The sequence below is a fragment of the Marivibrio halodurans genome, assembly GCF_017963645.1.
Taxonomy (GTDB): Bacteria; Pseudomonadota; Alphaproteobacteria; order UBA8366; family Aestuariispiraceae; genus Marivibrio; species Marivibrio halodurans.
In genome coordinates this window covers 703,524-723,401 of the sequence record NZ_JAGMWN010000001.1, presented here as the reverse complement: position 1 = coordinate 723,401, position 19,878 = coordinate 703,524, and the positions used below count along the sequence as shown (strand labels likewise).

The following is a 19,878-nucleotide window of genomic DNA, read 5'->3' as shown; positions in this document are numbered from 1 at the left end:
GATGCGCATCGGAACCGCCAAGGAAACCTACCGGCACGACGAGGCCCTGTTCGACACCCCGGTTCAGCGGTGGTGGCTGGCCGGGCTGTTCGTTGCGATCGCGGCCTTCCCCTTCGTCGCGGACGCCTATTGGATCTATCTGGGCTGTCTCGTCGCGATCAACATCGCCTCGGCCACCGGGCTCAATATCCTGACGGGCTTCACCGGGCTGGTCAGCCTGGGGCAGGCGGCCTTCATGGGCGTCGGGGCCTATATCGTGGCCTGGCTGGAGATCAATCTGGGCACGCCCTTCTTCGTCAATCTCCTGGCGGGCGGGCTGGGCGCCGGGTTGATCGGCATTTTGGTCGGGATTCCCAGCCTGCGGGTGAAGGGGCTCTATCTCGCCATCGCGACGATCGCGGCCTCGGTCATCCTGCATTTCGTCTTCGCGAACTGGACATCCGTCACCGGCGGTCAGTCGGGCCTGACCATGCCGCCGGCGACGTTCCTGGGCACGGCGCTCGACCAGCCGGACAAGCTTTATTGGCTGATCGTGCCGGTCACGGTCCTGATGGTGCTGGGCGCGTCGAATCTGTTCCGCACGCGCATCGGCCGCGCCTTCATCGCCATCCGCGACCGCGACATCTCGGCCGAGGTGCTGGGTATCCCGCTGTTGCGCTACAAGCTCTACAGCTTCGCCCTGTCGAGCTTCTATGCCGGGGTCGCGGGCGGGCTGTGGGCCTATTTCTTCCGCGTCGTGACGCCGGAGAGCTTCCCGCTGGTCATGTCGATCTTCTTCCTCGCTGCCATCATCGTCGGCGGGATGGGCTCGATCCTCGGCGGCATCCTGGGGGCGGCCTTCATGACCATGGTCCCGGAGGCGCTGAAGCTGATCGTCGGATGGCTGTCGCCCTGGCTTCCCGACGCCGTCGCCCTGCTTTCGCCCGTGCGCACCATCGTCTTCGGGGCGCTGATCGTGGGCTTCCTGATCTTCGAGCCAAGAGGGCTGGCCGAAGCATGGCGCCGCCTCAGGCGGTTCTTCCATCTATGGCCCTTCAAAACCTGACAACGAAACGGACCCAACCCGTGAAACCGAATGAAAAAGGGAGGTTAGCAATGTTCCTGAAAGACGGAGTCAAAAGACGGACCGTGCTGGGCATGGCCATGGCGGCCGGCCTTGCCGGCGGCATGCCGGCGGCGCAGGCGGCCGATGATATCGTGCTGGGCGGCTCCATCCCGCTGACCGGCGTCTTCGCCTTCGCGGGCGAGGGTATCCATGCCGGCATCCAGGACTATGTCGAGATCGTGAACAATGCCGGCGGCATCGAAGGCCGCATGATCAAGTACGTTCCGGAGGACACGGCCTATAAGGTCGACGCCTCCGTCGCGGCCTTCAACAAGATCACCAGCCAGTACGACACGAACTTCTATTACGGCGATTCCACCGGCTTCGCGAAGACGATCTCGCCGGAACTCGACCGCAAGGGCACGATCCTGATGGCGGGCGCGTCCTTCGCCTCCGAGCTCAACGACCCGGAGAAGCACCGCTATCAGTTCATGGCCGGCCCCGATTACACGGAGATGATCAACATCCTGCTTGAGTACATCGCCGACGAGAATCCGGGCGCCAAGGTCGCCTATGTCCACTCCGATACCGAATTCGGCCGCGATCCGATCGAGACCAGCCAGAAACGCGCGGAGGAACTGGGCCTGGAGGTGGTGGAAACCATCGTCACCAAGCCCGGCTCGGTCGATGTCTCGACCGAGGTGCTGAAGCTGCGCCGAGCCCAGCCGGACTACACCATCTTCCATGGCTATGTGTTGGCGCCGATCCCCGAATTCATCAACCAGGCCAAGCAGATGGGTATGGAAACCAAGTTCATGGGCACCTTCTGGTCGATGGACAACAGCATGGTCATGAAGATGGGCGAGGCCGGCGACGGCTTCATGGGCGTGATGCCCTACGCCTACTACTATGATGACTCCGATGACGCGCCGATGCTGGAGAAAATCCGCGAGATGCGGCCCGAATATCAGTCGACGGCCTATATGCAGGGCTTCCTGACGGCGATGCTGATGACGGAGTCCGCCAAGCGGACGCTCGAGGCCGGCAAGGAGTTGAACGGCGACAACCTGAAGGCCGCGCTCAACAGCATCGAGGATTTCGATACCGGCGGCATTATCGGCGTGCCGATCAGCATTCCCGGCAACTCGATCCCGGTCGGCCGCATCTATCGGGCGGACATGTCCCAGGAGAAGATGGTGCCGGCTTCCGACTGGATCCGGCTCGAGTAAGGAGGGACGCGGATGAAGGCGGCGGCCGGGATGCCCGAGCGTGACGACGCGAAGCGATCGGTCCTCGATGTCCGGAACATCGAGGTGGTCTTCAACCACACGGTTCAGGTCCTGCGCGGCCTGTCCCTGGCGGTGGAGGAAGGCTCGATCACGGCCCTGCTCGGCTCCAACGGGGCGGGCAAGACCACGACGCTGAAGGCCGTCTCGGGGCTTCTCGACCTGGAGAACGGCGCCGTCACCGGAGGGGATATCCTCTTCGACGGCGCCGCGACCCGGGGCTTCAAGCCCCATGAGCTGGTCCGGAACGGCCTCTTCCATGTGATGGAGGGGCGCCACGTGTTCGAGGATCTGACGGTCGAGGAGAACCTGGTCGCCGCCACCTTCTCCCGCGCCGGGGCTTCGGCGCGGGATTTCGATCTCGTCTACTCCTATTTCCCGAGGCTGCATGAGCGGCGCAAGGCGCTCGCCGGTTATCTCTCCGGCGGGGAACAGCAGATGCTCGCCATCGGGCGGGCGCTCGTCGCCCAACCCCGGATCATCCTGCTGGACGAGCCGTCGCTGGGGCTCTCGCCGCTGCTGACGGAGGAGATATTCACCATCATCGCCCGCATCAACGCGGAACAGGGGACCAGCATGCTTCTGGTCGAGCAGAACGCGGCGATGGCCTTCGCCGTGTCCTCCTACGCCTATATCATGGAGACGGGCCGGATCGTGATCGACGGGCCGACGGACCGTCTGGCCAATGACCCGGACGTGCGGGAATTCTATCTCGGCGTCGGCGACGAGGGCGCTTCCCGCAACTACCGGGACGTCAAGCATTACAAGCGCCGCAAGCGCTGGCTTTCGTGAGGACCGGCATGAGCGCGCTTCCCGAACTGACCATGGTCCAGATGCTGCGCGAGCACGCGCGTCACGCACCGGATGCGGTCGCCCTGCGTCAGAAGGACTTCGGTATCTGGAATCCGATCACCTGGGCCGCCTATCACGACCGTGCCCGGGCCTTCGCGTTGGGGCTTCTCGACGCCGGTCTTTCCGATGGCGGCCATCTCGGCATCCTGTCGGAGAACCGGGTCGAATGGGTTCTCGCCCAATTCGCGGCCGGCATGGCGGGCGGTGTCGCCGTCGGCGTCTATCCGACCAGCCCGGCGGCTGAGGTGTCCTACGTCCTGGGCCATGCGGATGCGGAGATCGTGGTCTGCGAGGATCAGGAACAGACCGACAAGGTCCTGGAATGCCTGGACGACCTGCCCCGGCTGAAATGCATCGTCGTTATCGACATGAAGGGGCTTCGCCACTATCGGCGGGATATCATTCGTTCCTTCGCGGAGATCGAGGCCCTGGGCGCGGCACGCGATCCGGCGGAGATCGACCGTCGGATCGACCGCCAGGGTTTGGACGACACCGCGCTGATCATCTACACCTCCGGCTCAACCGGCCGGCCCAAGGGGGCGATGATTTCCTGGGGCAATATGCGCGCCGAGGCCGCCGCCATCATCGAGCGTCTGGGCTCCGGGCCGGAGACGACGCATCTCTCCTATCTGCCGCTCTGCCATGTGGCGGAGCAGATGTTCACCACCATGGCTCCCCTCTATGCCCGGGGGACGGTCAATTTCGGCGAGAGCCTGCGTACCGTTCAGGAAGATCTGCGGGAGGTCGCGCCGACCAGCTTCCTCGGCGTGCCGCGCATCTGGGAGAAGCTGCACGCCTCCATCCATGTGAAGCTGCTGGAGGCCGGCGGCTACCGCAAGGCGCTGTTCGAGCATGCGCTTCGTGTCTGCGCGCCCTTCGCGGAAATCCCGCGCGAGCGGCGCACGCTGGGCCAGCGGCTGACCTTCGCCTTCTATTACCTGCTGATCTTCCGGGCGCTTCAGAATTTCATCGGCCTGCGGCGCGCGCGCGTCGCGCTTACCGGGGCCGCGCCGATCCCGCGCGGTATCGTCGCCTTCTTCCGGACGATCGGCGTCCCCTTGCTGGAGGTCTATGGCCAGACCGAGACGACCGGCATGATCACCGGCCAGTATCCCGGGAAAATCGTCGTCGGCGCGGTCGGCCCGGCGGTCGAGGGCGCGGAAATCCGGATCGGCGAGATGGGGGAACTGCTGCTGCGCGGGCCGCTTGTCTTCAAGGGCTATTATAAGAACGAGGAGGCGACGCGCGCGACACTCCGCGACGGCTGGCTGCACACCGGAGACGTCGCCGACATAGCCGGGGAGCAATACCGCATCGTCGACCGCCTGAAGGATATCATGATTACCGCGGGCGGTAAGAATCTCAGCCCCTCGGAGATCGAGAACACGGTCAAGGGAAGCCCCTTCATCAAGGAATGCATCGTCATCGGCGAAGGGCGCAAATATGTCTCCGCCCTGATCCAGGTCGACTTGGATACCGTCGGGAAATGGGCGGAGGAAAAGGGCCTCGCCTATACCAACTACCGCAGCCTGGCGGAGAACCAAGCCGTCCGCGACCTGATCGGCACGGAGATCGGCAAGGCCAACGATACCCTGGCCCAGGTCGCCCATATACGGCGGTTCCATCTGCTGACCAAGGAGCTGGACCACGACGACGACGAGGTCACCGCCACCATGAAGGTGCGCCGCGCCAATATCGCCGAGAAATATGCCGAGGAGATCGCCGCGCTCTATGCCTAGGTGTCGTCTTCATTCGGGGAACTTGGAGGTTCTTGGCGTCCGAACTTCCTTATTCCCGCGTCCATGTGCCGGGCACGTCGTCGGAGGCCGACAAGCTGGAGCAGCCCCGCCCAAAACGTGCAAAATAGGGTAAGTAAATCATCTCATGATTGTTTGTATTAACAATTTTTTTATGGTTTCGTTCGCATGCTGCGGTGCAGTATAGCCCTTCGGCTTCTCGAACCCGAAAGGATCAGCGCCGCCCATGCCCGCCGACATTCCCGTCCTATCGGACGACTTCGATGCCGAATCCTCCGGGCCCGATAGTAAGGGTGACGCGGCCGGGACACTAAGCCGGCGTATGCGGGCGCGGGTGACGATGCGCGCGGTCTTGCTCGTGATCGGGTTGGTGGTGACCATCGGCGCGATCGGCGCCACGCTGTGGGGCAGCAACAGCGCGGCTCGGTTGGCGATGGAAACGCTGAGCGCCAGTTCGGCGGAAACCTTGCGTATCCTGATCGAGGACCGGGTTCGCACGCAATATACCGAACGGGCGGAACAGATCGCGGGCGAATGGGCGCGTGTCCAGGCGTTGGCCGGCGCCGCGCGCGAGCAGGACGCGGAGCGGCTCGGCGTCGAGACCAATTTCCTTTTCAACGACATGCTGGTGACCCAGGGGACCTTCCAACTTGTCGGGGCGATCGCCCTGGACAAGGATCTTCAGCCGTTGGCCCATGGCGAGAAGGGGATCGAGGAAAGCGTGACCGCCGATACCTCGGTGCGCACGCAGCTTCTGGCTCGCGACAAGGCGGCCCAGCGCAAGCCGATCAGCTTCCTCTGGCGGACCGGGGACGGCCGGCCCGTGCATAGCGTGATCACCCCGATCGGCGGGTTCCGTGTTGACGGATTTCTGGAGGTGGTGAGCGACCCGACCGCCGCGCTGAACGGGCTGGCGCGCGCCATGGGCGGCGATTTCCGACTGTTGACCACGGACGGAACGGTGATCCTGGACGAGGCGATGCGGTCGGCCGCCAGCCCGGAGGGCGGGGGGGACGGCCCCCAAGTGGCGGAAGGGAACGGCGAAGGCGCGAATTCCGCGACGATCGTCGAGCCCACCGACACGGCCGAAAGCGGTGTGCCGATCACGGTGGATATTCCCGCCGACACGGGACAGGTTTGGGCGCGCGCGGCGGTAACCCGGGATAGCAGTGTCTTCTATAAGGCCGTGGAGGATGCACGGAACGAGGCGCTGGTGGTGATGATCGCGGTCTTCGTCCTGGCCTGGGCCTTGGGGTATGGGCTGATGCGCGCGGTCGTCTTTCGGCCCCTGACGGGGATGGCGGATGCCATGACCCGGATTGGGCGCGGCGACACGGATGTCGATATCCCCCGCACCGGTCGGGATGAAATGGGGGCGATGGCGACCGCGCTCGGTGATCTGCGCACGGCGCGCCGGGAACTGGAGCGTATGCGCGCGGAAGAGGACGCCCGCCGCCGCGAGGAGGTCGCGCGTACCGAGGCGCAGCAGCAGGAGATCAAGGATCGGCTGGAAGCCATGGCCGGCCGCTTGAATGGCGAATTGGAGAGTACCGTCGAGGGCGTTCGGTACAGCATGAACGAACTGACCGAGGTTTCCGACAGGCTTGGTCACGCCTCGGAGGATGCCAATCGGCGCGCGGGCGATGTCGCGGGCGCCGCGCAGGCCGCGACACGCAGCACCGATCATGTCGTGCAGGCGACCGGGGAGGTGGTGCGCTCCTTCGAGGAGGTTGCCGACCTCGCCGACAAGGCCGATGGCGCGACCGGCCGCGTGGCCGAGGCGGCGGAGACCGCGTCCGGCTCGATCCATGCTCTCGTTTCCGACGCGCAACGGATCAGCGAGGTGATCGACATGATCCGGGGCATTTCCGATCAGACCAATCTTCTTGCCCTCAACGCCACCATCGAGGCCGCGCGCGCGGGCGAGGCCGGGAAGGGGTTCGCGGTCGTCGCCAACGAGGTGAAGACGTTGGCCGCGCGGACCAGCGAGGCGACGGAGGAAGTCACCGAACGGATCGGCGCCGTGCAAGGGCGCACCGACGCCGCCGCCGGCGCGATCGCCGGGGTGACCAGCACGGTGGAGGAGGTCAACGCGATATCCCGCAGGATATCCGTGACGGTGCGCGAACGCGGCGAGGCCGCCCGCTCCATCATCGAGCATGTCGAGCAGGCGGCGGAGCAAACCCGCCGCGTGACCGCGGATATCGCGGAAGTCTCCGAGGTCTCCACCGCCGTTGGCGAGCATGCGTCCGCCGTGCGCGCCCGCTCCGGCGAGGTGTCGGAGCGGCTGGCGACGCTTCAGGCGGCTCTCAAGAAGATCGTCGACGAGGCATAGCGGCCTCCGCCGCGCGGTTCTTGTCCGGCGCCGCCCTCCCGTCGATTACCGGGGCGCGGCTTTCCACTGGACAGGTTGAACGTCACGGCGAAAGATAGGTCATCGTCGTGCGACGGAGGCACGTCGATGGACCCAGTGGCTAGGCAAGGCCGCTCGGTGCGCGTGGATGCTCCTTCGTCGTGGGGGGACGTGGCGCGCGGAGCGCGGATGCGTGGTCACGCTTTCCTGGGTCGGATGCCGTGTCGGCCGACGGGCGTCTTTCTTCCTTCCGAGATGACCGGCCCGCCAGTTTCAGGCGTATCCGGATTGTTAGAGACTGGACATGATGAAAAGAGAATTTCAACGGTGCGGGCTTTTCGCCTTGCTCCTGATATCGCTCGTGGCTTGCCACGATCCGATGGGCGGCTTTGACATTTATGCCGGGCAGACCGACGAGGAACGGGCGAAGCTGGAGGCCGATCAAGAGGCGCGCGCGGCCTTGAAGGAAGAGAAGAAACGGCAACTCCAATGGCAGGACACCTTGCCGATAGAGGCTATTCAGCAGGCCGCCCTGGAAGGGGGAAAACGGCCGCTAGAAGGAATAACATCGCGCGATATGGATGTTTTCGAAGGCCGGTGGGAAACCTACTCCAGCCCCTATGACGACAATATCCGCTATGCCTATGCGCGGGGGACGTACCGGTCCGAATCCGCGTTTCAAGGGAAGGGGATCTATCGCGGGGATTTCAAATATCTACAAGACAAGCCGAATGGGTATTGGACGACGGGCACCTATGCGATGATCGGGACCTATACCCGGCCCGACGGTAGCGTCGATAAGGGCATCTATATCGCGGAAGATGTCTATCCGAACCAGCCGCTGACCTTCTACAAGGCGACCCCCGCCTATCTGCAGAAGGTCGAAAGGCAGTACGAGGCCCAGATCAGGCAATATCGGGAGGAGGAGCTGCGCCGTGCCCAAGCCGAGGCGGCGGCCGCCGCCGATAGCGGGTCGCTCTTCAGCTTCGGCCAGGTGCTATCCATGGGGTTGGGCGGGCTGATGATCGCGACCTCCGATATTCCAGGCACGGATCAACTGGAGATCGGGGCCGCCCTGTTCCAGGACGTGATGAGCGGGGGCGAGTCGAGCGCGCTGGCCGAGATCGCTTCGAACAGCACGGGTGGGTATCCTTCCAGCACCGTCGCGCCGGATGGCGGGGTCACCGGCTTTTCCTCGATCCTGACCGGCGACAGCTCGGCATTGGATGCGGGCATGGCGGCGCGGGGGACGAACGGCGGCACGTCCTCGACCACGGGCGGCGCGGGCATGCAGGCGGCGAGTGCGTCGCCCCGCCAAAGCACGCAATACAGCTTCACCTGCCCCAGTGGAATGTCCTCCACCGTCACCATCACCTACAAGACTTCCGCCTGCCTGAGTGCGAAGCAAGCGATGACGCGGGTCTATTCCTGCAACCTCGTGGATGATTTCGCCTCAATCGCCAGCCAGTGCAGCAGCGCTTGCGGATCGCCTCAATGCAGCGAGTGATGACCATGTGCAACGCACTTCAAGGCGTGAATTTCCGCCGCTTCTTGCCGCTCCTGCCGGCCCTTCTCTTCGTGCCCGTCCTGTGCGGCACGGCGCATTCCAAGCCGTTGCGAAGCCTCGGCGAGATTCCGGTGGCGGCCTCTCCTTACGTGGAGCGGGCCTTGCAGGACCTGAACCGTCTCTTGGAGGCGGAAGACGCCACCTTCGATCCCGCCCAGGGAACGATATGCCCGGGCGGGCCCGATGAACTGGCCCGCGCGGCGGTCGGGCCGACCGCCTATGAGCGCACCTATAACACGGCGTCCATGCGTAAGTTCAACGAAAAGGCCATACGTCGGGAGGTCGTCCTTTCCATGATCGACGGCGAATGCCCCCGCGACGGCCTCCTGAATGGCCCGGTCGAGATGATCCTGCGCACCTGGACCGTCAGCGATATCCAGAATGGGATGGAGAGCGATAGCCTCCTCACCTATCGCACATCCAGTGTCTTCGTGAATGGGGAACCGGTGGGAGACCCGACCTATTTCAACCAAATGCGCAACACCATCTATCAGCGTCTGTTGAACGGCGAACGGGTGGAACGGCGCTTCACCGAGGATGCGGCCGAAACCTATTACGGGGCCGGCTATGGCGGGGGATGGTTGCCCGATGGGCGGCAGACGACCCCGACCGTCGGCTTCTCCGTCGGGTCGGTGAAGCACATCGTTTCCGTATCCGTCGTCACGCCCGATCCGAACGGCCTTCCGATGACGGAATCCTATCATGACGGCGCCTTGTCGTTCCGCATCCTGTCGATCGACGCGCATCATACGGTCATGGAGAGCTTCCATGAGGGACGACTTGCCGGGAAGATCCATATGAAGGACGGCGACTTGCACGGGTGGCAGGAAATCTATGCCGAGGATATCCCAACCATCCGAAATTGTTATCAGCATGGAGAGATCGTGAAGGCGGTCGATTGTCCGTCTGACTGATGCACCCCGTGGCGCGGCATGCGCCCGCTTTACTATGCGCACCGACAAGTCGGCGCAGGCTGCGAGGGGCGCATGCAACAATGAGGGATAGGAAGATCCACAATATGGTGCGAATTCTATCGGTCCTGATCGGTGCGATCGGAAACCCGACACCGGACGGGAATGATGGTCTCGGCGTCGATGCGATCCTGGGTCTAGGCTCGCGGGATGTTCGGTCGCGGCGCCGCTCCCGGGTTCGTCGTGGATTGTCGTGTCTCCTGGCGCTCGGCCTGTTGGCCGCCTGCCAAACGGCCGATGGTGCCTTTCCCGGCCTCGGTGGCACCAATTCCGCGGCTTCGGCCGATAGTGGCGACGCCACTGCCCCTGCCACTGCCACTGCCGACACCGCATCCGTCATGGCCGGGGACGCGGTCGATCCGCTCGCGCCGGGAAGGCTGCATCTGATCGTCTCGCCGGCTGGGGCCGGCAGTTACTATTTTCCTTGGTACGCCCAGATCCTGATGGCGGAACGCACGCCGGGGCTGCGTCCCATGATGGTTGGCCCCGTCTATGAAGGGCAGAGCCAGCGGGTCGATCTCTGGCCCGACCGCTATCGGGTGCGAATATTCCAGGACGATGTGCTGAAACGCGATGAATGGGTCGAGATATCGGCCGATCGACCGACCATTTACTATGTCGATATCGGCTTCTTCTCGAACAGCGTCGATCTCTATGACGCGACGGAGTCCGCGCGCGCGGAGGCGGAGACGGCACCGATCCGAATCCTGGGAGTGCATCAGGCGTTCGAGCCGTTGCGGATCGATCTGGGAGCCGGCTTGACCGGTCTCTATGAAGGTCCCCGACATCAGGGAATGCCGGCGGGCGAAGGTCGGATGCGGGTGATGCACGGCGATTACGAGGTCGCGGTAATCGACCCGGCGACCGTCATCGACGGGCGTCCCATCGGCATGCCGGTGCCGACGGATGGCCGGCGGGTCGACGGGGCGATCGGCGCGGATGGGTCTGTCGTCGAGGGAACCCGAACCAAATGGGCCGACGGGCGGACGTTCGAGGGGCGCTATCACGGCCTGACGCCGGACGAAGGGCTGATGTGGTGGCCGGACGGCACCGCATGGGAGGGCGCGTATGACGGCGACGGCTTTCCCGTCGGTCCGGGGCTGCTGACCCGCGAGGATGGGGTAACCATCTTGGAGGCGCCCGGCATCGATACGGGCGGTTTCGACGGCGCTTATTCCTGCACTCTGCCGAACGGCACGCCGGACACTTGTTTCTATGTCGAGGGGACCGCCGTCGCCACGAAGGAGGAATTCGACGCCCGGATGGCGGATCGCCGGGTGGCTGAACAGGAAGCCCAGCGCGAAGCGGAGGAGACCGCGCGGCTGGCGGCGGCGGAGGAGACGGCACGCCAGGAAGCCGCCGCTGAAGCAGCGGCAGTCGAGGCCGCGCGGGAAGCCGCCGCCCGGGCCGAGGCCACCGCTGCGAATGGCGCCGTCAATGGCGCCCCGAGTGATGCCATGACCCCGGAGACCGTGACGGCCGCGACGACCATGACGCCGGTCGACGGCTGCACCGATGTCGAGGGATCATTCGTCGCCGACGGCGGGCTCAGCCGCCTTCGATTCGATGGCGGGGGGCGCGGCCATTTCTGGCAGCAGACCTATGGCGGCACGGAGACCTATACCTTCGATGTCGATTTCTCCTATGCCGGAACGCGGGGCGGTATGCGCTTCGATTACGGCCCGGCGGTCTATAAGGACATGGCTGGCAATGTGATGCGGGAGACGACCATCCCCAGCGGTGATTCCGAATGCGCGTATGACGGCCGGGTCGTGACGATCAACGGCAAGGATTTCGCCCGGGAATAGTACGATGCGACGTGCGAGCGACGCTGGGGAAGCAGCCCTGGGAAAGCGACCCTGGGAAAGCGACATTGGGAAAAGGAAAGCGGCCGGTACCGAAGGGCACCGGCCGCTTTTTCATGGGGCGCGCGTGCGCGTCGCCTGCCCGTTACTCGCTCTGTAGCTTCTCGCTCGGCCCTACATGTTCCTCGCGCGGGCGCACCGGGATCAGCTTGCGGATGATGACGAAGAACAGCGGGACGAACAGAACGCCCAGCACGGTCGCGGAGAGCGTGCCGCCGAGCACGCCGGAGCCGATCGCGTTGCGTCCGGTCGACCCGGCGCCGGAACTCAACACCAACGGCAGCACGCCCAGAGAGAAGGCGACCGACGTCATGATGATCGGCCGGAAACGCTGGCGCGCGGCCTCCTTCACGGCTTGCAGGAGGGGTTCCCCCAGCTCTTCCTGGCGCTCGCGCGCGAACTCCACGATCAGGATCGCATTCTTGCCGGTCAGGCCGATCACGGTCAGCAGCCCGACCTGGAAGAAGACGCCATTGTCGAAGCCACCGAGTTTCGCACCGATCAACGCACCGAGCGCGCCGATCGGCATCGCCAGCATGACCGAGAAGGGAATGGCCCAGCTCTCGTACAGCGCCGCGAGGCATAGGAAGATCGCGGCGAGCGACAGGACATAGAGCATCGGCGCCTGATCACCCGACTGCCGCTCCTCGTAGGAGAGGCCCGTCCAGGCGATATCGAAACCCTCGGGCAGCACTTCGCCGGCAAGCCGCTCCATCTCCGCCATCGCCTCGCCGGACGAGACGCCGGGTGCCGCGGACCCTTGTATCTGCATCGCCGGCACGCCGTTATAGCGCGACAATCCCTGTGGTCCGAAGACCCACTGCGCCGTGGCGAAATTGGAGAAGGGAACCAGATCGCCGTTGGCGTTCTTGACGCGCCAGCGCTCGATATCCTGCGGGGTGGAGCGGGCACCGGCCTCGCCCTGGATATAGACGCGCTTGATCCGGCCGCGATCGATGAAGTCGTTCACATAGGATCCCGCCCAGGCGATGGAGAGCACATCACGCACGTCCTCGGCGTTCACGCCCATCGCGCCGGCGGCGCGCCAATCGATATCGAGACGGAATTGCGCCGCGTCCTGCAAACCACTCGGCCGGGCCGATCCGATCATCGCGCTTTGTTGCGCCGCCGCCAGAAGCTGGCCACGAGCCTCCAGCAGTTGCTCGTGCGTCTGTCCTCCTCGCGCCTGGAGATATAGGTCGAAACCGGAGACATTGCCCAGTTCCTGGACCGCCGGAGGGACGACCGGGAAGATCATGGCATCACGAATTTGACCGAGCGCGCCATAGGCCCGTCCCGCGATGGCCTGCACGCCCTGGCTGGGCTCCGTGCGCTCCTCCCAATCCTTGAGACGAATGAAGCCGAGGCCCTTATTCTGACCGGAGCCAGTGAAGCTGAACCCGACGACGGTGAAGAGGGAGGCGACATTCTCCTCCTCGGTTTCGAGAAAATGATCCTCCACCTTCTTCAGGGATTCCAGGGTGCGGCCGGCGGTGGCGCCCGTCGGCGCCTCGGCCAGGACGAACATGATTCCCTGATCCTCCTCCGGCAGGAAGCCAGTCGGCGTCGTGTTGAACAGCCAGACCATGCCGCCAACGAGCACCAGATAGATCATGCCGATCCGCAAGGGACGGCGAACGATGCCGCCAACGCCCTTGGTATAGCCGTTCTGGGTCGCGCCGAAACCGCGGTTGAACCAGCCGAAGGGGCCGCGCCGCTTGTCGTGGTTCTCCTTATGCTTCTTCAACAACGTCGCGCAGAGGGCCGGTGTCAGGGTCAAGGCGACGAGCACGGACAGCGCCATCGCCGAGACGATGGTGATGGCGAATTGTCGGTAAATCACGCCGGTCGATCCGCCGAAGAAGGCCATCGGCACGAACACCGCCGAGAGCACGAGCGCGATACCGATCAGGGCGCCGGTTATCTGGCCCATCGATTTTCGTGTCGCCTCGCGCGGTGGGAGCCCTTCCTCCTCCATGATGCGCTCGACATTCTCCACCACCACGATGGCGTCGTCGACCAGCAGGCCGATGGCCAACACCATGGCCAGCATGGTCAGCGTGTTGATCGAGAAACCGGCCGCCGCGAGCACGCCGAAGGTGCCGAGCAGCACGATCGGGACCGCGAACGTCGGAATTAGAGTCGCCCGCCAATTCTGCAGGAAGAGGAACATGACGACGAAGACGAGGACGATCGCCTCGATCAGCGTCTTCACCACTTCATCGATCGAGATTTCCACGAAGGGCGAGGTGTCGTAGGGGATGACATAGTCGATCCCCTCGGGGAAGAACTGCGCGAACTCCTCTGTCCGCGCGCGCACGGCCTCGGCCGTCTCCAAGGCGTTGGCGCCTGAGGCGAGCTGGATCGCCATGCCGGAGGCCGGCTTGCGGTTGTAGCGTGCGATGGTTTGATAGGTTTCCGCCCCGATCTCGACGCGCGCGACATCCTTCAGCAACACGAGACCGCCGTCGGTCTCCGCGCGCAGCACGATCTGCTCGAAATCCTCCGGCGTGCGCAGCAGGGATTGGGCGGTGATAGTGGCGTTGAGCTGTTGGTTCTCGACGGCGGGCAGATCGCCGAACGAGCCGGCGGAGATTTGCGCGTTCTCGGACGACACCGCCTGCACCACGTCGCTCGGCCCCAGGTCGTAGGCCGCGAGTTTCGACGGGTCGAGCCAGATGCGCATGGCATATTGCGAGCCGAAGACACGGACATTGCCGACGCCTTCGATGCGGCTGAACTCATCGGCCATGTTACTGGCGAGATAATCTGAGAGATCGACCTGGCTATACGACCCGTCGGGCGAGATCAGCGCCACCACCATCAGGAAGCCGGCGGAGGATTTCCGCACCGTGATGCCCTGTCGTTGAACGGGCTCCGGCAGCAAGGGCGTCGCCTGGGCCAGCTTGTTCTGAACCTGCACCTGGGCGATGTCCGGATCGGTGCCGGTCTCGAAGGTGAGGGTGGTCTCCGACCGGCCGGCGGAGGTGGAACTGGACGTGATATATCGCATTCCGTCCAGGCCGGTCATCTGCTGTTCGATCACCTGGGTGACCGTATTGCCGACGGTTTCCGCCGAGGCGCCGGGATAGGTCGCGGTCACCGTCACGGAAGGCGGCGCGATCTGGGGATATTGCGCGACCGGCAGGATCAGGATGGCGAGCGCGCCCACCCCCATGATCAGGATCGAGATCACCCAGGCGAAGACCGGTCGGTCGATGAAGAAACGGGCCATGCTATCGGTCCTAGTATATTGAGCGGGCGCGTGGGCTTATTGCAGGGAGCTGTCGGCGGTCGTCGCCTTGCCTTCCTCCGGCGCGACGGGCGCGCCCGGGGCGATTTTCTGCAGGCCCTCGATGATGAGCTTGTCGCCGTGGGAAAGACCGTCCGTCACGACCCAGTTGGCGCCCTGCGCCTGGGCGATGGTCAGGGCACGTTCCTCCACCTTGTTCTCGGCACCGACGACATAGGCGACCGGTTCGCCCCGCCGGTTGCGTTGCACGCCCTGCTGCGGGGCCAGGATCGCATCCTTCAACTGGCGTTGCGGCATGTCGACCTGCACATACATGCCGGGCAGCAACAGACCGTCGGGATTGGCGAAGGTCATGCGCAGCGTGACGACGCCGGTGGATTCGTTCACATGCGGTTCCGCCGCCGTCATCTCGCCGGTTTCGGTATAGAGCTCGCCGTCCGCCAGTTGCAGCGTGACGCGGGTGTCCACGCCGTCGAGCTTGCTCTGCACCGAGCCGCGGCGCCATGCCAGGATCTCGGCGGCCGATTGCGTCACATCCACATAGACGGGGTCGAGCGCGCGTATGACCGCCAGCGGCTCCGCCTGGCTGGCGGTCACCAACGCGCCTTGCGTCGTGAAGGAACGGCCGACCACCCCGGACAGCTTGGCCCGGATCGTCGTGCGGTCGAGGTCGATACGCGCGGCCCGCAACTCCGCCTCCGCGACCTTCAGGGCGGCCGCGTCGACATCGCGCTGGGAAATTGCTTCCTCCAGCCGCTGTTCGCTGACCACGCCACGATCGATCAACTCCTGGGCCCGGTCGGCCTCCTTGCTGGTCGCGCGCAACCGTGCCCGGGCTTCGGCCACCTGGGCTTCCGCGGCCGCGACGCTGGCCTCGTAGCTTTCGGCGTCGATGCGGTACATCGGGTCGCCGGCCATGACGCGGCCGCCTTCCTCGAACAACCGTTCAGTGATAATGCCGGCGACCTGGGGTCGCACCTCGGCGACGCCGGATGCGACGATGCGGCCGGGAAGGCGACTAGTCAGGGTTACGTCCCGCGCTTCAAGAGTCGTCACGGTGACGGGTTGGGGACCGCCGGCACCCTGCTGCTGCGCGGCCGAAGGGGTAATCGTGCCCAGGACAAGGTTAGCCGCCAGGGCGGCCACGATCAAAAAGCGCGATCGGATCATGGTCATTTCATTCCGTGATATGTCGGGTGGACAAATTTGAAAACCGCGTGGTTTTATTAAGCGCCAAGCGTGCCGAGCGCAAGGGTAAAGCTAGGAACGAATCCGTCTCGAACCAGGAGGCGGTGGGAAAAAAGATAGGGAGGCATATTCATGATCCGATGCGGGTCCGGCGATGGATGCCGCCGGCGCGGCCGCCCCAAGGAATTAAGCCGCGCGGAGCGCGAGCGCCGGCTGCTGGATGCGGCCGAACGCCTGCTGGTTCGCGAGGGCATCGAACGCGCCAGCATGGCCGCGATCGCGCGCGAGGCCGGTATGTCGAAGCGTACGCTCTATGACGTGTTCGCCGATCGCGCCGCGCTGTTCGAGGCATGCGTGCGGCGGTTGCGCAGTTCCTTCGTCCGACCGCTGATCGATTCGGAGCGGCGGATGCCGTTGGCCGAACGGTTGGAACGGATATTCGACCCGGACGGGCGCGCGGCGGATCAAACGGTGCCGCTGGGCGTGTTGCGCGCGGTGATCCTGGAGGCGCATCGCCATCCCGATTTAGGGCAGGTCTTCCTGCGGGAGGGGCCGGATATGGTGCGCGACACCGTTCGCGCGGAACTCGACCGCGCGGCCGTGGCCGGGGAGATCGCGCCGGTGGACACCGAACTGGCGGCCCGTATGTTCTGCGACATGGTGTTTGAGAATCCGATCGACCGGCTGGTCGATCCCGACCGTGCCACGCTATCGAAAAACGACGTCCGGCAACGGCTTTCCTGCGCGATCGACATTTTCCTGAAGGGCGTCGCGCGCGCGTAACGCTTGATCGCGGGCGATGGCTTCACTACCTGCACGTCTCGGGTGTGGGCACGGCAGTGAGGAGATGCCCTTGGACGTAATGGACAAGGCCGGGCCGCCGGAAGGCGGTGTCGGTCCCCTCCTATTCTTTCGGGGCTTGGCGGATGCACGGGCACGGCTGGCCGCCCTCGCGGTCTTGCCGGACGGCGTGGCCGACCCCGTGCTGGAAGCCGATGGCGCCCAGGTTGATCCTGAAATCCTGATGCGGCGAGACGGGTGGCGGATCCTGCGCTACCGCTTCGCCCTGCCCGTCGGTGGGCTTTCTTCCTATCGCTACGATGGTGTGGAGATTCCGGTATCGCTGGTCTTCGATGCGCCGGGGCCGCGCATCGCCTATGTCTCCTGCAACGGCCAGGAGGAGGGCGACCTCGACCGGGAGCCGGGACGGCGCAACCGTCTCTGGCATCGGCTCGCGCGCGAGAACGAGGCGCGGCCTTTCGGCCTTCTGTTGCAGGGCGGCGATCAGATCTATGCCGACGAGGTGCTGGAGGCGCATCCGGCCGTGCGGGCTTGGGCGCACGAATCGCGCGTGGCGCCGGTCGACGCGGCGACCCTGGCGGCGGCGGAGGATGCGATGGAATCGGCTTTCCTCCACCGCTATCTGATCCTGTTCGGGCAGGATGGGCCGTCCAAGGTGATGGCGCGCATCCCCTCGCTTGCCATGTGGGACGATCACGATATCTGCGACGGATGGGGGTCGCTGCGCGAGCGGAAGCTGGATGCTCCGATCGGGCGGGCATTGTTCCGCGCGGCGCGACGGTTTTTCCTGCTGTTTCAGATGGCGGCGACGCCGGAGGATCTACCGGAATTCTGTACCGATCCCGAGGGCGGGAGCCTGGGCTGGCGTGTTCATTTGCCGGGCCTGTCGCTGATCGCGCCGGATCTGCGATCGGAGCGTCGGCCCCGCCGGGTGATGGGCGAGGCGGGGTGGCGTGGCTTCGATGCCGCGATGGCGGAGGCCGCCTCGACCGGGCAGGGTTCGACTGGGCAAGGTTCGACTGGGCAGGGTCCGACCGGGCTGGACCCGACCGAATATGGAACAAGCGAAGGCGCGCGGCGCATTTTGATCCTGTCCAGCGTCCCGGCACTGGGCCCCCGGCTTTCCTGGGTCGAGGCCATGATGGTCCTGATGCCGTCGATGCAGAAATACGAGGACGATCTGCGCGACCAGTGGCAAAGCCGCTATCACCGCGCGGAGTGGCGGCGCTTCCTGCAGGCGATGCTGGCGCGACACGGATCGGACGGGTGCCGGGTCACGGTTCTTTCCGGGGAAATTCATCTTGCGACCCGGGGGCATTTGGAAACGCCGGCCGGCCCGATCCACCAACTCGTCGCCTCCGGCATCACCCATCCGACGCCGCCGGCAGGGTATGCGCGGGGGTTGGGGCTTCTTTCGCGTCTCGGCTCCAGCCCGTTGCCGGGGCACCCGATCCGTCTGCGTCCGCTGCCGGGCAAGCGCGCGGTCTATACGGCGGAACGCAATTATCTGACGATCGAGCCGGGTGTTTCGGCCGGGAGTTGGCGCTGCGCCTGGGAGTTGGAGGAAAGCGGGCGCACGCCCGACCTGACCTTGGACTGAACCTCTTCACGCCGTTTCGAGCGCGAATAGATCCAGATCCTTCGCCCGGCTGTCGTCATGCAGGCGCGACGGGTCGGGACTGTCATGGGCGACAAGAACCTCGTGATCCGGCGTTAGCGCGAATCCTTCCGCGTGGTCGGTTCCCGCGCCGTGCGGGATGCGCAGGACATGGCCGATTTCCTTGGCGAAGGTAACGTCGTGGAAATCGCCGAACGGTTCCTTCAACGACACCACCGCGACCGGACCGTCGAGATCCATCGTCGGGCCGACAAGCAGCAGCAGCCGCGTGCCGTCCATTACCATGTCGCGGATTCCCATGCCGCCGAGTTCGAGAAAGTGCAGGCGATAGCGTCCGCCGTCGTTGAAGGTCTTGCGCAATTTCAGACGACCGTCGCCCTTATCCTTGATGTCGAGTTCGATCATTAAGGACATGCCGCGCAGCACCGGCCCGCGCAGGCCGAGGAATACGCGGGTGCCGGAAACGGCTATCCCCTCGATATCGATACCGTTCTCCTTCGCGGGGATGTCGAGGAAGGGACCGATATGCGGGTCCTTCGCCAGATGCCGGGCGAGGTCGTTGCGTCCCTTGCGCATGCGCACCAGTCCCGCCTCGCGCCCGTCGCGCGCGGTGGCGACGAGTTCCGGCGCGCCGTCGACGCCGGTCTCCAGCGGTACGCGGGCGAGGAAATAGCGGTTCGCCTCCCGCTCGATCCGGCCAAGCCGCTTGATCGTCTTCCGCGCGCCGTCCTGGTCCGGCCGGGGCTTCTTGCGCTTGAGGGCGTGCGAGCCGACGAGCCAGAGCCAATCATCCTCGACGGCCATTCCCTCGAGGTCGATTTCCGTGTTCCCAGGCAGGTCGAAGACTTTCGTTAGATCGAAGCTACGGTGCGCGCCATAGCCGCCGTCATCCTGGCGCTTCAGACGCTCGACGGAACAGGTTTCGTCCGAGACGAGCCACAGGATGTCGTCGTCGATCGCCATGCCGGAAATATCGCCGCGCATCGGTTCGTCGATCGTGTCCAGCCGATCGTGATGATGAAAATCCACCCGCACGCGCCGCATCGGTATATCGGCGGGGCTATAGAGATAGCCGTTAAGGTCGAGGGCGGTTCTCCCTCGCGTCGGCTTTCCCGGGGACGTGCCGTTCGCGACCGTCTTTCGGGCCTTGGGTGTCTTGCCGCTTACTTGTTTCGCCGGTGCTCGCTTCGCGGCTCCCTGCTTGGGGCCGGTCTTGGTCGCGGGTTGCTGCGGCATGGGGCCTCCTTGGCTCGTAGATACGCCGGTCGCGGGGGTCCTCTTTCCCCCGTTTCGGCACATGGGGATGTCCGGTTGATCTGAGA

The 19,878-nt window shown here is 64.9% G+C and carries 13 protein-coding genes; 10 read left to right on the top strand and 3 right to left on the bottom strand.

From position 1 onward, the window contains the following. The first annotated feature begins 1 nt into the window (after position 1). The 8 genes from KAJ83_RS03245 to KAJ83_RS03210 all read left to right on the top strand — a co-directional run bounded on the left by KAJ83_RS03245 (position 2) and on the right by KAJ83_RS03210 (position 11,639). Positions 2-1,045 (top strand): branched-chain amino acid ABC transporter permease, encoded by a 1,044-nt coding sequence (locus tag KAJ83_RS03245; protein WP_210680562.1) that lies wholly within the window; start codon positions 2-4, stop codon positions 1,043-1,045. Positions 1,046-1,095: 50 nt separating this feature from the next. Continuing rightward, positions 1,096-2,274 (top strand): ABC transporter substrate-binding protein, encoded by a 1,179-nt coding sequence (locus KAJ83_RS03240; RefSeq protein WP_210680561.1) that lies wholly within the window; start codon positions 1,096-1,098, stop codon positions 2,272-2,274. 30 nt (positions 2,275-2,304) lie between these two features. Next, entirely contained in the window at positions 2,305-3,123 is an 819-nt protein-coding gene (locus KAJ83_RS03235; RefSeq protein ID WP_246484169.1) for an ABC transporter ATP-binding protein, read from the top strand. An 8-nt stretch (positions 3,124-3,131) separates the two neighbouring features. Next, positions 3,132-4,922, top strand: a complete 1,791-nt coding sequence (locus tag KAJ83_RS03230) for an AMP-dependent synthetase/ligase (protein ID WP_210680559.1) — start codon at positions 3,132-3,134, stop codon at positions 4,920-4,922. Positions 4,923-5,166: 244 nt separating this feature from the next. Then, positions 5,167-7,275 carry a methyl-accepting chemotaxis protein gene (locus tag KAJ83_RS03225; RefSeq protein WP_210680558.1) on the top strand — a complete coding sequence of 703 codons (2,109 nt, stop codon included), beginning with the start codon at positions 5,167-5,169 and terminating at the stop codon, positions 7,273-7,275. A gap of 397 nt (positions 7,276-7,672) precedes the next feature. Continuing rightward, complete coding sequence (locus KAJ83_RS03220; protein ID WP_210680557.1) at positions 7,673-8,800, top strand: hypothetical protein; 1,128 nt, start codon at positions 7,673-7,675, stop codon at positions 8,798-8,800. Between the two features lie 5 nt (positions 8,801-8,805). Continuing rightward, the gene (locus KAJ83_RS03215) at positions 8,806-9,774 is read left to right on the top strand and encodes a hypothetical protein (RefSeq protein WP_210680556.1); all 969 of its coding nucleotides are present in this window, start codon (positions 8,806-8,808) and stop codon (positions 9,772-9,774) included. Between the two features lie 80 nt (positions 9,775-9,854). Then, the gene (locus KAJ83_RS03210; RefSeq protein WP_210680555.1) at positions 9,855-11,639 is read left to right on the top strand and encodes a hypothetical protein; all 1,785 of its coding nucleotides are present in this window, start codon (positions 9,855-9,857) and stop codon (positions 11,637-11,639) included. Positions 11,640-11,781: 142 nt separating this feature from the next. Here the strand turns inward: KAJ83_RS03210 and KAJ83_RS03205 are convergent, their stop codons facing one another. Then, complete coding sequence (locus KAJ83_RS03205) at positions 11,782-14,931, bottom strand: efflux RND transporter permease subunit (protein WP_210680554.1); 3,150 nt, start codon at positions 14,929-14,931, stop codon at positions 11,782-11,784. A gap of 36 nt (positions 14,932-14,967) precedes the next feature. Next, on the bottom strand, positions 14,968-16,119 hold the full coding sequence (locus KAJ83_RS03200; RefSeq protein WP_210680553.1) for an efflux RND transporter periplasmic adaptor subunit: 1,152 nt from the start codon (positions 16,117-16,119) through the stop codon (positions 14,968-14,970). A 150-nt stretch (positions 16,120-16,269) separates the two neighbouring features. On the opposite strand from KAJ83_RS03200, the gene KAJ83_RS03195 reads away from it, so the two are divergent. Together KAJ83_RS03195 and KAJ83_RS03190 are read left to right on the top strand one after the other, a co-directional pair. Continuing rightward, positions 16,270-16,920, top strand: a complete 651-nt coding sequence (locus tag KAJ83_RS03195; protein WP_210680552.1) for a TetR/AcrR family transcriptional regulator — start codon at positions 16,270-16,272, stop codon at positions 16,918-16,920. Between the two features lie 79 nt (positions 16,921-16,999). After that, positions 17,000-18,538, top strand: coding sequence for an alkaline phosphatase D family protein (locus KAJ83_RS03190; RefSeq protein ID WP_210680821.1), 1,539 nt, complete (start codon positions 17,000-17,002; stop codon positions 18,536-18,538). A gap of 6 nt (positions 18,539-18,544) precedes the next feature. On the opposite strand, the gene KAJ83_RS03185 is transcribed toward KAJ83_RS03190, so the two are convergent. Next, positions 18,545-19,792 carry a DUF3616 domain-containing protein gene (locus tag KAJ83_RS03185; protein ID WP_210680551.1) on the bottom strand — a complete coding sequence of 416 codons (1,248 nt, stop codon included), beginning with the start codon at positions 19,790-19,792 and terminating at the stop codon, positions 18,545-18,547. Positions 19,793-19,878 lie beyond the last annotated feature (86 nt).

Coding starts and splice junctions, on each gene's coding strand:
- KAJ83_RS03235 (WP_246484169.1), top strand. CDS start 2,305: ATGCCCGAGCGTGACGACGCGAAGCGATCGGTCCTCGATGTCCGGAAC.
- KAJ83_RS03200 (WP_210680553.1), bottom strand. CDS start 16,119: ATGATCCGATCGCGCTTTTTGATCGTGGCCGCCCTGGCGGCTAACCTT.
- KAJ83_RS03220 (WP_210680557.1), top strand. CDS start 7,673: ATGGGCGGCTTTGACATTTATGCCGGGCAGACCGACGAGGAACGGGCG.
- KAJ83_RS03190 (WP_210680821.1), top strand. CDS start 17,000: ATGGACAAGGCCGGGCCGCCGGAAGGCGGTGTCGGTCCCCTCCTATTC.
- KAJ83_RS03230 (WP_210680559.1), top strand. CDS start 3,132: ATGAGCGCGCTTCCCGAACTGACCATGGTCCAGATGCTGCGCGAGCAC.
- KAJ83_RS03210 (WP_210680555.1), top strand. CDS start 9,855: ATGAGGGATAGGAAGATCCACAATATGGTGCGAATTCTATCGGTCCTG.
- KAJ83_RS03240 (WP_210680561.1), top strand. CDS start 1,096: ATGTTCCTGAAAGACGGAGTCAAAAGACGGACCGTGCTGGGCATGGCC.
- KAJ83_RS03215 (WP_210680556.1), top strand. CDS start 8,806: ATGTGCAACGCACTTCAAGGCGTGAATTTCCGCCGCTTCTTGCCGCTC.
- KAJ83_RS03205 (WP_210680554.1), bottom strand. CDS start 14,931: ATGGCCCGTTTCTTCATCGACCGACCGGTCTTCGCCTGGGTGATCTCG.
- KAJ83_RS03195 (WP_210680552.1), top strand. CDS start 16,270: ATGATCCGATGCGGGTCCGGCGATGGATGCCGCCGGCGCGGCCGCCCC.
- KAJ83_RS03185 (WP_210680551.1), bottom strand. CDS start 19,792: ATGCCGCAGCAACCCGCGACCAAGACCGGCCCCAAGCAGGGAGCCGCG.
- KAJ83_RS03225 (WP_210680558.1), top strand. CDS start 5,167: ATGCCCGCCGACATTCCCGTCCTATCGGACGACTTCGATGCCGAATCC.
- KAJ83_RS03245 (WP_210680562.1), top strand. CDS start 2: ATGCGCATCGGAACCGCCAAGGAAACCTACCGGCACGACGAGGCCCTG.